The organism is Protofrankia sp. CiP1_Cm_nod4 (assembly GCF_982290645.1).
The window spans coordinates 1-14,456 of the sequence record NZ_CEVIVC010000064.1 but is presented as its reverse complement, the minus strand read 5'-3'; the positions used below and the strand labels follow the sequence as shown (position 1 = coordinate 14,456).

Here is a 14,456-nt window from a genome sequence, read left to right as displayed (position 1 = left end):
GCCGACGTCCCTCCTCCCTCGGAGGTTGTAGCCGACGCGAGACGGGGAGTTGGGTGTCAGGGAAGGCCAGCCCTGCTCAGTTCGTCCTGAAATGCGGGGCGGTTCTTGTGGCCGGTGCGGATCCGGAGCAGGTAGTCGGCGAACTCGGCGTCGGTTCCCGCCCGGCGGTGTGAGGTGCCCCGATGACCTGCGCCCACACGCCGGCCATTCAAGCCAGCGAAATCCAGCCAGACACGATCACTGTGCCAGCGACTGCCGCGGCGCCTGTGTCTCCACCTCATCGCGACGACCAGCAGACCACGCTCCACGCGGTAACTACCCTGACCACCGCTGTCGTTGCCCTGAGTTTCCTGTTCGGGCTGGGTAACGTCTGGGCGCTGGGCATCAGGCTCGGCGTGCCTGCCTATATCGCCCCGCTGAACCCCCGCCCCTGCAGTCGATCTCTCCGTCATCGCCCTGCTGGGCACGATGCATCTTGCGGCCTGCCACGTCGTCGCCGCGCGGGAGAACAACCGCATCGAAGCCGACCACGGCCGGCTCAAAGCCTGGCTCCGGCCGACGCGCGGTCTGAAACGGCTGCGGTCCGTCCAGACGATCAGCACCGGGCACGCCCTCATCCAGAACATCCGCTGCGGCCGTTACGAGCTCGCCGTCGACACCAACCCGAGGCGGTGGCTGGCCGCCGCATTCACCGAACTCGCCGCCGCGGTCTGACCGACGGTCACCGTGGTCGGCCGGTATGCCCCGTCTCTTCGGAACGCGACAGTGCCCCACTGATGCCGGCCCCTTCGGCCGTGCGGGGCCCACCCACGATGGCCCCGGCCACGCGGCGCACCAGCCCGCGCCCGGGGCCATCGTGGTCCGTTGGACGACCTCGGTGCGCGGACCTACCGGGAGACCAGCGTGCCCGTTGCGGGGTCGACCAGGTTTTCCCTGACGAGCGCCGCGAGATGGTCGTGTACGCGCTCGGCGGCAACGTCAGGTCGATCCACCGTCGTCACACGGTCGCCGCTGGCCGTCGCGCGGACCTCGAGCTGGTGAATATCGGCTACCTCCGGGGACGCGACCGCAACTGACCTGATCTCACCCGAGAGATCGTAGACGATGTTTACCTGCATGGACTCAGTTTCCTTTCCGATGGTGGATCTGGTGTCCTGGGCCATCCGGCTCCTTATCGGGCCGTCCGGCGGATCGATTCCGGTGACGGGCGTGGACACCAGCGTAAGGCGGGCGATCCGCACGAGCGAGACGTCAGGATGTGGTCATGTACAGGTCGTAGGCCAGAAACGGAGCCGCGACGGACGGCCCCCATGGCCCGCCGGCCTTGTTGGTGATGGTGACGTTCAGCTGGATTTCACCCTTGACGTCAGGGTGGTTGGCACCCTTGAGCAGGTGGAAGACATCTGTGATCTCGGCCTGCGAATCGAACGGGACCTCCGGGTTCTTCGGGTAGGCCGTGAACGTCCTCACCTGACCACTGGGCATGTTGTCCCAGAACAGGCTCGCGCTGTTCCCCGCCCCCACGATGATGCCGCTGGCCACGCGTGTTGCCATGGTAGTCATTCCTTTCGTAAGATTAGATTCTCCGTCCTGCCTTCGACGGGAGATTTGCGTCGGCCGGGTCCTGATGGTGCCGGCTCCGCTCTTTCGCGTGATTAGACGTATTGTCAGCCACACGTCGTCGCCCTCGGCGGGAGACTCCTCGCCTCAATTCCACTGCCTAGGCCGCCGCAGCACGAGTCGACCTAACTCCTGTATCCCCCATCCCAGCCCCTACAAACCCATCCGCGTCTCCATGCCTACGACTCAAAAGGCTCTGAAGAATCGCAGGCGGGCAGAAGTCTGGATCGCAGATTTTTCGATCGCATGGAGCGACAATAGGTGTGACTCGGAGTTCAACAGATTTGTTTGTCCTTCCGTCGTGGTCACCGTCCGATCATGTCGAGATCGGAGTCCAGGCGGGACCAGGTCCGGGTGCCGACCACCCCGTCGGCCGCCAGCCCACGCTGTCCCTGGTAGTGCACCACGCCCTCATACGTCGCCGGCCCGAAATCGCCGTCCGGGGCCAGCCTGGACGGGTGGCCCCCCTCCCATCCCAACACGATATTCAAGGCGTTCTGGAGGGTCTGCACGGGCGTCCCCCGGTCAGGGAAGGTGCCGGTGCGGTGCGAGTCCTGGTCGCCCCGGCGGAGGGCCGGGTACCCGGCGAAACGATTGCCGGGCTGCGGCGTGGTCGGGTACCACTCGCTGTAGTCCACCCCCCCGGCGGCCTTCCCGACGCCCGGCACCGTGGCCGTGGCCGTGAACTGCCACGCCACCAGCGTCTCTTTGTCCCACCCGTGGGGGAGCAGACTGTCCCGCCACGTACTGGTATACGAGGGCAGCCACAGCGGTACCCCGAAGTAGGATACTCTCCCCTCCTGGAGGAAAAATTTGCCGGAGTACAGCCACTTCTCGCCGGACATATGGTCTATCTTGCCGAGGAAGTCGCGGGCGAGGTCACCACGTCGACGCGCCGGGATCGCGGCCTGTTCCAGGTCGAGGATCAGGATGTCGTCGGGGTGGTAGTTTCGGTTCACCACGTTCAGGAAATGTGCCGCCTGGTCCGCGACGTCCCGTGTGGTGGCGAAATGGTAGTGGCCGACGCGTAGCCCGGTGTGGCGAGCGTCCTTAACCCACCCCTCCCACCGTTCACTGGTATGCGTGGCCCCCTCGGTCGCCTTGATGACGATTAGCTCGTGCCCGGCGTCCTTGTAGACGTCGGCGTCGAAAGACGCGTTGTGTGTGGAGATGTCGGCGAAACGCGACATGTCGCATGCACTCCTAATATCTATCCGACTATTCGGGTCCTCCGTAGAGGTCTCTGCACGATTATTCCCAGTTTGCGTCCACATATCGCATCGCCGGGTGGTTCGCTGCTGAAGAAGACCAACAAGGATCAACAAGAAGCGATCTTGCTATTGCCGAAACCGCGTTTCCTCGCAACGAAACATCCTCCGAGTGGATGTTTACGCGGTTTCAGTGGGAATAAATCGTTTATGCTGGCCGCGGCTTTTATGGCTTTCGCGTAGTAAAGGTTGATTCGCGCATTCCATGGCCTTGAGCACGAGGGTCGTTAAGAGCGGAGATGCGACTGTCTGTCTGGTTTACCGATGCGGTGAAAGTCCCTCTTCTGCCAGAGTGAGGCAGTTCCCGGCCCGCTGGTTTACCGCCGCCCCGGCCAGGGAGAAACCTCCGTCATGAGCCCACGGAAAACCCATCCCAGTGATCTGCCCGACGCCCGCTGGGAGATGATCACCCCGATCCTGCACGCCTGGCAGAAAACCCGGCTCGACCACCGACCCACCAGCCGGCCTGCCAGCGTCGACCTGCGCGAGGTGTTCAACGCGATTCTCTACCTCAACCGCACCGGTGTTCCCTGGCGATACCTGCCCCACGACTTCCCGGCGCACGCCACCGTCTCCTTCTCCTACGCCGCCTGGCGCGACGAGGGCATCTTCACCCGGCTCGGCCACACCCTCACCGGCCGGGATAAGGGTGAGCAGTCGCTTGTCAGGACGGGAACCGGCCTCGGGCGACGAGTTCGCGTACCAGCGGACGCAGCGCGGCAGGTACCTGCGGTTCGTGGAGGACCGCTGAGCGCCGCCGGCCGGCGGCGTCGGTCACGGTGAACCGGTATTGGTAGAGGTCGGCCCCCTGGGGGGGTGCTGCCGGCTGATCCCAGCCGAGGGTGTCCAGCGCGGCTTCGGCCTGCCCGGCCTGCTCCGGGTCGAGTTCGCTGGTGTCGAGGACGGCATGCAGAACCAGGCCTGCGAAGCCGCCGCTGCGTTCGAACTCCACACGCACCCTTCGATGATGCCCCGGGGGGAGAGCCCCTGTCAGGCCAGGTCAGGCCGCGGACCCCCGTGTTGTTAGTTCAGTGGAACCTTCACCGCGTCCCAGCCGTCCCGTACCGCCTGGGCTTCGTCGCTGGTCGGACCGTATATCTGCTGCGCCTGGCGGAGGGTGATCCGAGCGAAGGTACGGAACTCGGGAGAAGGACGGTCGAGCTCGGGGTCCCGCAGCGCGGCATACCAGATGGCGCCCGGCGCTTCCCAGGCGAAACCGCCGAGGGTATCGGCGACGACGTAGAAGGCCCGGTTCGGGATGCCGGAGTTGATGTGCACACCGCCGTCGTCCGAGGGCGTGAGGACATAGTGGTTCATGTCGGCCGGCTGGTCGTCGTGCGGGTTGGTGGTGCCGGGTGCCTTCAACGACCGCAGCGCCGGCCTGAGCGCGGGGCCGACGATGTCCGCGCCGATCAGCCAGTCGGCATCGGAGGCCTTCTGGCTCAACCGGTACTGCTTGACCAGACTGCCCATGACGTCGGAGATGGACTCGTTGAGCGCACCGGACTGACCGCTGTAGGCCAGGTTTGCCTCGTGCCGGGTGACCCCGTGGGTGAGTTCGTGGGCGATCACATCGACCCCCGCCGTCGTGCGGGTGAACCACCGGCCGTCGCCGTCACCGAAGAACATGTAGCCGGCAGCGTCGTAGGAGGCGTTGTCATGATCCTGACCGAAGTGGACCCCGCCGAGCAGCGGCTGCCCCTGGCCGTCGATGGAGTCACGGTCGAAGGTTCGCCAGTAGAAGTCGTACGTCGCGCCGAAGCCGTCGTACGCTTCGTCGACCGCCGGGTCACCGGTTGCCGGTTGCCCTTCGCCCCGTACCGGGGTACCCAGCGTCTGGATTTCCTGATGATGCTGGTCGTAGATGGTGCGCTGCGGCCGGCCGCCCTGCCGGCCGAACGTGGTCGGGCGGACCGCCCACCCCCTGGAACGGGCGGCCGTCTCGGCGCGGGCCAGTCGGAAGGAGTGGTCCAACTGCAGGGTGCGTAGCGCTGCCGCCCGCTCCTCCTCGGTCTCGCCCTCGCGGACGATCCGAGCCAGCAGGTCGGGTGGGACGATGCAGTGCAACGGCCGGTGCGGCATCGTTCCCGAACGGTACATGACCATGAGAGCCCCTTCCTTCGCCTTCCCTTTCGAGCGAGTCGCTCCCCGGTGTACCCATCTACGTAACTAAACGAACACAGAACATGGATAGCCGTCCCCATCTGCCCGGGTCTGTTGCACGGACCACGGTCCACCCCGGCAGTCGGCATGATCGGGTGATGCGCCGCCGCCACGTCCGACCGATGGTCCCAGTCTCGGAGTTCAGCGAGTTCCGACCCCTCCGGAGGTGATCGTCCTGGCGGTCCGCTGGCACTGTATGCATCCTGCCAGTGCCCGAAACTCATCCGTAGGCCCTGACCAGGGCATCTACATTACTCGATGATCGAATCCGATTGGTCGATAGGTCTTCTGCCGCAGGCGACCAGTAGGACTTTGTTAGGTAACTCCGGTCGCTGCGATCGGCGCTGTGGGTAACGGATCGTAGGGTTGGTGGCAGGTGCGGCAGGCGCCGGTCCAAACGTTGAGCAGGCTCTGGAGCATGCGGAGGACTCCGTAGAGGGTCAGGCCGGCGCAGGGGCTGACTGGAAAACCCGACGTGACGTGGGCAGGCCCGCGCCCACCGGGGCACTTGGCCACTGGTAGGCGCGAGGGCGGCGGTTCGAGTGTGGCTGCCGGCTGGCCCTTCTGTAGGCGAGGCTAGCGGGTCGGGCTTCAGGCCGCGGCGAGTATTGTCGCGCAGCGCGACGAACCTTGAGCGCATCGCCGCGGTTGGGTTGCCGGGGCCGTGGTGGGTGCCGCGCCGCCAGGTCACCCACCGCGCCGCGCGCCGGCCCGTGGCCAGGACCAGGGCCTTCAGCGTCGACGGCGGGTCGGGGTAGGCCGGTACCGGTGGGCGGCCGTTGCCGGAATAGGGCGGTCGGACCGGTTCGGCGGCGGCCGGGTGCGCGGTCGCGGTGGGGGTCACGCCGACGACGTAGGCCAGGTTCCGGTCGGTGAGGCCCTGGCGGAACTCGGCCGAGTCGCCGTAGCCGGCGTCCGCGAGCACCGGCCGGGCGGGCACATCCCAGCCGAGGGCCTCGTCGAGCATGTCGAGTGCCAGGCGCCACTTCTCCCGGTGCCGCGCGGCGTCGGGGATCTGCGCCCGTGCCCGGCGGGCACGGACCGCGGCGGCCTCGGCCGGGTCGTCGACGCCGGTGTCGTCCCAGCTCGCGGGCAGGAACAGCCGCCAGTCCAGCGCCGCCGACGCCCAGTCCGTGGCCGCGTGCACAGACACCCCGACCTGGCAGCTACCGACCTTGCCCAACGTGCCCGAGTACAGACACTGTTGGCGAATTCGGTCAGGCGGCGTCGGGGAGCGCGGCGAGGGATGAGGTTCGGGTTGCCGCCAGAGGCACCCCGCAGAGCCAGGCATCGACGCGGATGAGGTTGATGGCTGCGGCGCTCAGGAGCTGCTGGAGACGAATCTTGGCCAGGTCGCGGTAGCGGGCATGTCTGATGCCGGGTCCCCGAACCGCCTGGGAGATCGTTCCTTCGACGCCCGCCCTGCGGTGGAAGTGCGTCTTCCATTCCTCGGTGGCCTGCTCACGACGGGCCTGCTGCAGCATCTCGTGCTCGGCCTGCCCGCGGACGACCAGATCGCGTGGTTCGTCGACCCGGCGGGTGCAGCTGCGGCGAACCGGGCACCTCGCGCAGGCCCCGTCCGGGAACCGGATCCGGATCACTTCATGCCCTCGGTTGTCGAGCTGCGGGTGCCACGAGGTGGCGACAGCGCCCTGCGGGCAGGTCGCGGTACGCCCCTGCCAGTCGATCGTGAAGGCGGAGACGTCAAACCCCTGCCCTCGCCTGGCCTGCCAGCTCGTGTCCGGCGGCATCGGCCCGGTCAACCGCACGCCGTGGTCGCGGGCTTGCGACAGCACGGCTTCGGCCGACATGTAGCCGGTATCGACCAGGTGCTCGTCGGGCAGCAGCTCGCGTTCCGCGAGCCGGTCGTGGATGCGCTCGACCGTGCCCTGATCGCTGCGGGCGGCGTCGGTGGTCTCCACGTTGACGATCACATGGGGTCGGTCCGGGCCGCAGGACTCGGTCAGGTGGCTTTTGTAGCCGGTCCAGGACGCCGACCGTTTGATCGCGTAACGGCACTCGACGTCGTACGGCGAGGCGATGCGTTCCGTCGACGGCGGAAGCTCGCCGGCCTCCCGCCAGCGTAGGACACCCCCGCGGGTGTCGAACTGCTGCTGCCACACCGCGCGCAGCACCCGCACGGCCTCCACCTCCGCCAGCCAGGCCGGAGCATCGTCGGTGTCGACCGTCTCGACGTAGGCCGCGCGTTCCGCCGGCTGCTGCGGCAGCCGGTAGTTCTCCACCCGGTGGCCGTAGCGGTCGGGCCATTCGGTGGGCATCCATGCCCCCAACCAGCGCGCCGCCGCCACGGCCAGGGCGTTCAACGCCGCCCGGACGGTCTCCCCGATCAGCTCCAGGCGGTTGAGTGTGCGGACCGCGGCCAGCACATGGGTGGAGTCCGTGCGGGCCGGGCCGCCATCACCGAGCAGTCCCGCGACGCGGCAGACATCAAGGACCCGGGTCAGCACCCGCTGCTCGGCGGAGCCGTCGACCAGCCGAGCGCGGAACTCACTGAGCACCGAGAAGTCGAAGCCCGGATCGGTCAGTTCCAGGCCGAGCGTGTACTTCCACGCGATCCGGTCGCGTACCGCCGTGGCCGCCTGACGATCCGACAGCCCCTCCGGGAACTGCAGAACCGAGACCATCGCCAGCTGACCGGGCGGCCAGGCGGGCCGGCCTCTGCGGGGGAACAGATCCGCGAAGTCCTCATCGCGGAACACCGGTCCCAGCGCATCACGGACCCGAATGATCGGGCAGCCGGCCGGGAACGCAGCCCGGGCCACCTCGACGGTCAGCGCAGGAACCGCACCGGGAACCTCCGGGTGCAACGACATCATCGATCACCTCACCGCGACACCCCCCACGACCAGCCGGCAACACCACCATCACACCGCTCGGCTCTCTCTTCCCGCGGAGCCGGACGAGGAATTCGCCAACAGTGTCAGTACATCCGCGCCACCCCCGGCGAGGCCGGACCGTCCTTCGGGAAGCCGGTGCCGTCGACGACCAGCGCCTCCGGCCGCACGAACTCGACCGCCCAGCCGGCCAGCCGGCGGCGCACCTCGCCGTACTCCCAGGTCGAGTTCCGCAGGAACTGCTGCAACCCCTGATGATCGACCCCGAGCCGCTCGGCCATCGGCACCAGGCTCTTGCGCTTCCCGTCCAACATCAGCCCACGCAGGTAGAGCTCGCCCTTCGCCCGCTGGTCCCTGCGCGGCAGATCCACGAACATCCGCGCCGCGAACTCCTCCACGACCGGACGCACCGCAGCCATCTCCTCCGGCGTCACGACCAGCAGCCAACCAGACGAAGATCCCGACCCTCCAACCAGCCGATCAAGAATCTAACAAAATCCTACCAGTCACAAGATGGTACAAATTACCTGTCTCATCCCATCTTGGCGGGTAGGGTGGGATCTGTGGGGGTGCCGCCCTCAAGGGCGGTCCCTACCGCGATCGCCCGATCAAGGACCCGGCAGACGCAACAGACCCGACTGCCACCTTTGGCTGCATTCTCAGCTAAACGGAGATAATTCACTGCATAGATGTATTAAATATATCGTTCATTGATGCGCGGCAGCTGGACGCTGCTCACGCGGCAAGCGCTATATTTGTTCCGGCACGCGGAGTGGATCCGGGTTTGCTGGCGAATCACCGTCGTTTTATTCCGCGGAGATTTTTCACGTCTTCAGCGCAGAGCTGCCTTGAAGTGCAATTAATGTAGGTGATTTCTGATGTGTAACTCGACAGTTCGCCAAAAATTCGCGGGGAATCGATGTGTGTTCGGGCCGTGACAGGGAAGGGTCGACTGCGACAGCAGTGACAACATCGACACACAAGGGGATAGGGTGACCCGAGAAGCTGCTTCAGCGGCTGCTGTCGAACATTATTCAGAACGTCATTATCAGTTTGGGTTTCGGCGGTTCGGTCGTGATGTACGGGTTGGCCGAGGCAGGACAGCGCCGACCCATCGCGGTCAAGGTGCTGCGCGCCAAGGTGCCTGTTCATTACATAGTCAATGTCAACGCCGACCGGTTGCACGAGGCGAACATCCGTGGGGAGACGTCAACGCACGCCCGGCGTGCCGAGCAGCGCATCCCCTTGGACTCACCCTACCCACCGGGCCCGGGGCGGGGACGGGAGCGGTCCGAACCGAGCACGCCGTTGTCCGCCGAGGAGATGAAAGACTACGTCGCGGCCAGCACAACTGACAGCGAACAGGGTTTCCACGTCGGGCACGCCCGTGGTGAGCGGCTGTCCGTACGGCTGGTCATCACCCTCGACGATGTTGACCGATTCGTCACCGAACCCGCCCGGCCCACATGCGTACCGACACCATGCACGCCGACGCGCTTGGCAGCAAGCTGTCCGTCGACGAAGACGCCCGACCCGACCCGCCGCCGCATGCACTACCGGCTGCCGTGTCAACTCGACGGACGGCAGCATGCCCTCACCAAGATTATCAAAGGCGATTCTGGAACCCTGGCCCGCTTCAACCAGCTTTGGGACGTCTACGCATATCCACCTTATATCCCCGGAGGATTTTGATGACCATCGTCGCTGCGCCGGCCCCGCGCCGGCTGGCCGTCGCCTTCATACATGGCGTTGAAATTTCCGATCCGCATTTTGCGGACGAGGCCGCGAACCTGCTCCGCCGTTCCTTCCGGCGCCGTGGCATCAATCCCGATGACGCGCTGGTCATCCGGCCAATATCCTGGGCGCAGGAACTCGAAGACGTTCATGATCGGATGTTCACCCGGTCCTTCGGGCCATTGTCCTGGGAGTACATGAACAAGTTGACCCGCCTGGTCACCGATATCAACACCGGTTCCAATCTGGCCTTGCTCCCAGCGGCGGCAAGTCTACTGGTACGCAAAGTGCTGGGTGCCGACCTCATAGGACGGGTCGTGGACAGCAAGCTGCCGCAGCTCCGGCCGTGGTTGTCGTGGCTGCCGTGGGGTGGCGGGCTCAACTACCCGACGCTGCGCTGGCTGATCGTGCATTTTCTCGGCGACGCCGTCTCCTACCAGACGACCAATGACGACCGCGAACTCTACGACCGCGTCCACGGGCGATTCGCCGAGACCCTCCACGACCTGGCTGCCGATCCCGAATGCGGTGATGACGCACCCCTGTGTGTGATCGCCCACAGCCTCGGCACGGTCGTCGCCAGCAACTACTTCTACGACATCCAGAACGGGGGGCCCGACCTCAAGCTGGTGGATAACCAGATCAAGGGCCGAATAGACAAAAGCCCCATGAGGCGCGGCGAGACGCTCACGTTCTTCTTCACCCTCGGCAGCCCGCTCGCACTGTGGGCGTCACGCTTCGGCAGCTTCGGCACACCGATCACCGTCCCCGCACCCCAACTGAACAACCATCACCAAGGGCTGACCGGCCGGTGGGTCAATGTCGTCGACCGCGACGACGTTATCGCGTACCCCTCCGCCCCCTGGGAGCCCAGTACCGAGCACGTGTCCACGAAGAAAAGATCATGCGGGTCGGACCCCGCTGGTTGTCCTGGACCCCACTGGTGCATCCCACCTACTGGAACGATCCCAAGGTTATCGACACCGTCATCGCCCCGCCCCTCATCGAGGCTTGGCACGCACTTAACCCCGCCCCTCACCCCCTGATCGGCGGTTCACTGAGGCAGAACTATATTACCCGAAGAAAACATTTTTCAATCACCCTATGAAGCGATGAAATAAATTTCGAATCCGGTCAAATTGAACATTGGGCGATGATTTGTTTTCTTGCACCAGGTCAAGGGAAATAACGCCATGGATTCATGGTATACGGCATGGGGAGGAATAGGTGCGACCATTCTGGTTCTATGGATGATCGCCAGCCGTTTCAGCCGTCGATCACTACACTGGATCGAGGGTCTCATCATTGTTATATGGAGCATTTTTCTAATTCGAGAAGGAATCGGCGACAGCGACAAAGGCTCCAGATTGACCACGGCCTTCCTGCACGGCGGCGATCAACTAATTCATGGACTTTTTACGCCATTTTTCGGAAAGCCGATCCCGGGACAGGCCGGATGGATCGTACTGGTCGGCGCTGCGGCGCTACTGTGGCTGTTTATGGATCTGCGGTGTATACGCCGCGAACAGCCAACCGTCAAGGTACAGTCCCACAATAATACACAGAACGATGGAGCATCAGATGTTTCTGCTGAAATTCTGAAAAAGGTCGAATTCTGCCTGCCTGCCATCGAGGTAAGGCGGCCGTCGATATTTCCCGGCGGAACCACACTGGAAAGTGCTGCGAGTGTAGTTGAGAGCACCGACACAGGCGGTGCCAAGACGGTGGCTGCATTAATGCGGCTAGTCCAGCGGATCAAACCTTCCACCCGCTCCTTCATAGTGCGTGTCCTTGCCGAGGAACGTTCGACGGAAGAACATGATTGGTCGGCGGACGACGGATCGGGTCGTAACGGCAGGAACGAGGAGACGAGCTCTCCTGGTACAAAGCCTCCGCCGCTCCTTGTGACCGTCGATTTGGTTGATGCACGCAACATGCAGAGTCAGGCCGTCAAGGTTCTGGCCTGTGTCGAAGACGAGGCGGCTGAGCGGGTTGCCGCATGGACGGCCCGGCAGGTTTTCCTGCAAGACCCCTCGACCCCACGGTGGGCCGTCGGATCATTCGATGGTCAACAGCTCGCCGCATACCTTCTCGCCCAGCGAGAGTGCATGTTTCAGCACGGGACGTACGCTGATTTGCTCTCCTGGCGAAAGATGCGACGAGAATGGCTCACGGATGGGATACGCCACGGCGTAGGAACAGCGGGCGTGATCGGCTACGAGCTGGCATTGATCGAAAGCCTGAACAGTAAATATTTGGAGGCTCTGCTCCGGCATTTGGCGAATCGCGAGGCAAGTCCACGTTTCCTTCGTGGTCGTTTTCGGACAGCCATGTCACTCTCCGAGATGGCGGGAAACATATTCCACGACCAGTGGTCGAGCAAGCCAGCCGACGAATCTCCTGTTTCCTGGAAACCAGACAAGCGCACACGCAGCGAGCTGGCCTCTTATCTGAAAGAGTCTCGCCACCTCGCCGGGTTGAAGTCTGAGGAAATCGCTCTGATAGAAGCGGAAGGGCTGTGCGGGCATCAACGAGAGAAGCTACGACACAGTATTTTGGACCTAGCCGAAAAGGAATTTAAAGATTACCGCCGACAGCTCGGCTTGGTCAACCTAGCCTACCATTTGATACGCTACCGCGATGAACGAGGTGAAAGGCTTCCCTATTTCAGGAGTCCACGCAAGCGCCGGGAAGCTAAGTCGAATGCCGATATGTCGTTGAGGCTGGTGCAGGCACGCCGCGCAGCCATCAAAAACAATACGGAGGGACTGCGAAAAACCCAACAGTATGTTTTGCAGACCACTCCCCCATCCGGGGAAATTCTTCCCTCCAAGGAACAACAGGGTTGTCGACTTAGTCGCTACTTCCACAAGCGTTGGTCGCCAACGTGGACGAATTTTTATGATGCGGCCTGCATTTTGGCAATAAACGCACCGGAAGGCAATTATCCCGACAGCGAAATGATCGAGGATGTCGTCCGTCTGTTGACGCGGGCCATTGAGGATCCTGGCTGCGATCTCGAATATCCCTCTGAAGCCATCGCGAAAGACCCGGATCTACTGCATATACGGCGATGTGATAAGTTTGAAGAATTCATAAAAAGGCACGCTCGGCGGGACTTCAAAGCCGGCCCGCAAGTGCGAGTGGAGAACGACTGGTTCGCATCTCTGGCGCCGGTTAAGAGCGTGTCTCATGTGGGGTGTGGGAGTTTCTTCCAGCAGGTGATCGCGGCGGCCAGGCAGAGGAACCCGAGGAAGTTGCGGCCGTTGCGTTCGTAGCGGATGGTCAGCCAGCGGTAGCCATCAAGCCACGCGATCGTCCTTTCAATCTTCCACCTGTACCGGCCAAGGCGTTCGCTGCTCTCGTCGTCCCCGCCCGTGCGGGGATCTTCCGGCGTCTTTCTTCCGGCGTCTTTGGCCGCCCGGGACGCGGCTTTGGCGTCGTCCCCGCCCGTGCGGGGATCTTCCCTAGTGCAACGTTCCTCATTACGGTTGTAAATCGTCTGTGCCGGTGGGATCCTGGTAGGGAGGCGATCCGTCATGCCGAAGTTGGTGTATGCCCGCCCTCCCGCGGACACGGAGGAGGAGCGGAAGATCCGGAAGCTGGCCGGGTCACGGCACGCTCCCGGCGACTGGATCATACGGGCGAAGATGATCGTGGCCAGCTGGGACGGTGAACGCACCAGCACCATCGCCGCCAGGCTGGGCTGCCACATGCAGACCGTGCGCGAACGCCTGGCCCGGTTCAACGCCGAGGGCCTCGACGGGCTCGGCGACCGCCCCGGGGCCGGCCGTGTCTTCGGTCAGGCCAGTTGGATCTGTCGCTGATCTTGTGATCCTTCCGGCCCTGCCTGTGATCATCGGGCGAGGAGTACTCGTTTCCGGAGGAGGTCGAAGTTGGCGCGGCCGAACATCTGCCTTTTGATCGTTTTAAAAGTTACGTGGAATCTGGCCGGGGTGATCATGTCTCCCCGATGCGACCACGGACTTGGGAGATGGCTTGAGCGGCACGACGGTGCTGACGGAGAAGTGGCCGGTGCTCGGCCGGCACGAGCAGGCGGCGGTGTGGCTGCAGATCTGGACGGATCTCGGTCGGGCTCCGAGGACGATCGACGCCTACGCGCGTGGGCTGGCCGAGTACCTGCTGATGTGCGAGCGGGAGGACGTCGACCCGGTCACCGCGAACCATGCCCACGTCGCCGTCTTCGTGCGGGAGCTGACGTCGCGGCCGAGCCTGCGGGGCGCGAACGTGGTGGCTATCGACTCGGGGGCCGGGCTGGCGAACGCCACGATCCAGCAGCGTCTGGTGCCGGTCCGGCTGTTCTACGACTTTCTGATGGAAGAGGGGCTGCGGGAGTCCAATCCGGTGGGTCGGGGCCGTTACACCCCTGGCGGACGGGCTGGCGGAGCGCAGCGCGGCTTGGTGCCGCGGCTGACCAGGCTGCCGTGGATTCCCAGCGAGCAGGAGTGGCTGCGGCTGTTGGAGGAGGCAGGCCGGGAGCCGGCGCGTAATCGCCTGATGCTGGCGCTGGCCTACGATGCCGCGCTGCGGCGCGAGGAGTTGTGCTCGCTGCGTACCGATGACGTCGACCCGGCGCACCGCACGCTGCGGGTCCGGGCGGAGAGGACGAAGAACCGGCTGGAGCGCGTCGTGCCGTACTCGGCCTCGACCGGGGTCCTGCTGTCGCAATACCTCGCGCACCGGGTTTCGGTGAGCCGGGCGAGGGGGTCGTTGTTCCTGTCGGAGTCGCGGCGCAACCACGCCCAGCCGTTGAGCTTGTGGACCTGGTCAAAGGTGGTCCGCCGGATCGCCCTGG

General features: G+C 64.4%; 13 protein-coding genes and 4 pseudogenes. 7 read left to right on the top strand and 10 right to left on the bottom strand.

The genetic code is table 11. From position 1 onward, the window contains the following. Nucleotides 1-56: 56 nt before the first annotated feature. Nucleotides 57-197, bottom strand: coding sequence for a hypothetical protein (locus AC5LSR_RS13760; protein ID WP_493468535.1), 141 nt, complete (start codon nt 195-197; stop codon nt 57-59). 283 nt (nt 198-480) lie between these two features. Here AC5LSR_RS13760 and AC5LSR_RS13755 point away from each other — a divergent pair. Further along, nucleotides 481-714, top strand: a pseudogene (locus AC5LSR_RS13755) (DDE-type integrase/transposase/recombinase); the annotation flags it as partial. Between the two features lie 173 nt (nt 715-887). Here the strand turns inward: AC5LSR_RS13755 and AC5LSR_RS13750 are convergent. From AC5LSR_RS13750 to AC5LSR_RS13740, 3 genes are all read right to left on the bottom strand, one after another. Next, nucleotides 888-1,241: a hypothetical protein gene (locus AC5LSR_RS13750; RefSeq protein ID WP_493468534.1), complete on the bottom strand. Its 354-nt coding sequence runs from the start codon at nt 1,239-1,241 to the stop codon at nt 888-890. A gap of 10 nt (nt 1,242-1,251) precedes the next feature. After that, nucleotides 1,252-1,554: a hypothetical protein gene (locus tag AC5LSR_RS13745; protein ID WP_493465124.1), complete on the bottom strand. Its 303-nt coding sequence runs from the start codon at nt 1,552-1,554 to the stop codon at nt 1,252-1,254. A gap of 371 nt (nt 1,555-1,925) precedes the next feature. Next, nucleotides 1,926-2,810, bottom strand: coding sequence for a GH25 family lysozyme (locus tag AC5LSR_RS13740; protein WP_493465125.1), 885 nt, complete (start codon nt 2,808-2,810; stop codon nt 1,926-1,928). Between the two features lie 429 nt (nt 2,811-3,239). On the opposite strand from AC5LSR_RS13740, the pseudogene AC5LSR_RS13735 reads away from it, so the two are divergent. Next, nucleotides 3,240-3,524, top strand: a pseudogene (locus tag AC5LSR_RS13735) (transposase); the annotation flags it as partial. A 28-nt stretch (nt 3,525-3,552) separates the two neighbouring features. Here AC5LSR_RS13735 and AC5LSR_RS13730 read toward each other — a convergent pair. From AC5LSR_RS13730 to AC5LSR_RS13710, 5 genes and pseudogenes are all read right to left on the bottom strand, one after another. Continuing rightward, nucleotides 3,553-3,840 (bottom strand): protealysin inhibitor emfourin, encoded by a 288-nt coding sequence (locus AC5LSR_RS13730; protein ID WP_493468533.1) that lies wholly within the window; start codon nt 3,838-3,840, stop codon nt 3,553-3,555. A gap of 71 nt (nt 3,841-3,911) precedes the next feature. Continuing rightward, nucleotides 3,912-4,994 carry a M4 family metallopeptidase gene (locus AC5LSR_RS13725; RefSeq protein ID WP_493465127.1) on the bottom strand — a complete coding sequence of 361 codons (1,083 nt, stop codon included), beginning with the start codon at nt 4,992-4,994 and terminating at the stop codon, nt 3,912-3,914. A 670-nt stretch (nt 4,995-5,664) separates the two neighbouring features. Continuing rightward, nucleotides 5,665-6,249, bottom strand: a pseudogene (locus tag AC5LSR_RS13720) (transposase); the annotation flags it as partial. A 19-nt stretch (nt 6,250-6,268) separates the two neighbouring features. Continuing rightward, a complete protein-coding gene (locus AC5LSR_RS13715) occupies nt 6,269-7,885 on the bottom strand; it encodes an IS1182 family transposase (protein ID WP_493465130.1) in 1,617 nt (538 codons plus the stop codon). A 110-nt stretch (nt 7,886-7,995) separates the two neighbouring features. Next, a pseudogene (locus AC5LSR_RS13710) lies at nt 7,996-8,325 on the bottom strand (transposase); the annotation flags it as partial. Nucleotides 8,326-8,959: 634 nt separating this feature from the next. On the opposite strand from AC5LSR_RS13710, the gene AC5LSR_RS13705 reads away from it, so the two are divergent. The 3 genes from AC5LSR_RS13705 (at nt 8,960) to AC5LSR_RS13695 (ending at nt 12,918) form a co-directional block, all read left to right on the top strand. After that, entirely contained in the window at nt 8,960-9,598 is a 639-nt protein-coding gene (locus AC5LSR_RS13705) for a hypothetical protein (RefSeq protein ID WP_493465128.1), read from the top strand. Further along, on the top strand, nt 9,598-10,686 hold the full coding sequence (locus tag AC5LSR_RS13700; RefSeq protein WP_493468532.1) for a hypothetical protein: 1,089 nt from the start codon (nt 9,598-9,600) through the stop codon (nt 10,684-10,686). Before AC5LSR_RS13705 ends, AC5LSR_RS13700 begins: the two co-directional genes overlap by 1 nt. 120 nt (nt 10,687-10,806) lie before the next feature. After that, nucleotides 10,807-12,918, top strand: a complete 2,112-nt coding sequence (locus AC5LSR_RS13695) for a hypothetical protein (protein WP_493468531.1) — start codon at nt 10,807-10,809, stop codon at nt 12,916-12,918. On the opposite strand, the gene AC5LSR_RS13690 is transcribed toward AC5LSR_RS13695, so the two are convergent. Continuing rightward, nucleotides 12,831-13,181: a transposase gene (locus tag AC5LSR_RS13690; RefSeq protein WP_493468530.1), complete on the bottom strand. Its 351-nt coding sequence runs from the start codon at nt 13,179-13,181 to the stop codon at nt 12,831-12,833. The two genes, AC5LSR_RS13695 and AC5LSR_RS13690, sit on opposite strands and share 88 nt — an antisense overlap. Here AC5LSR_RS13690 and AC5LSR_RS13685 point away from each other — a divergent pair. Both AC5LSR_RS13685 and AC5LSR_RS13680 read left to right on the top strand, forming a co-directional pair. Further along, nucleotides 13,180-13,467 (top strand): helix-turn-helix domain-containing protein, encoded by a 288-nt coding sequence (locus AC5LSR_RS13685; RefSeq protein ID WP_493468529.1) that lies wholly within the window; start codon nt 13,180-13,182, stop codon nt 13,465-13,467. The two genes, AC5LSR_RS13690 and AC5LSR_RS13685, sit on opposite strands and share 2 nt — an antisense overlap. A gap of 172 nt (nt 13,468-13,639) precedes the next feature. Continuing rightward, nucleotides 13,640-14,456 (top strand): tyrosine-type recombinase/integrase (locus AC5LSR_RS13680; protein WP_493468528.1); only part of this gene is annotated, 817 nt, incomplete at its 3' end.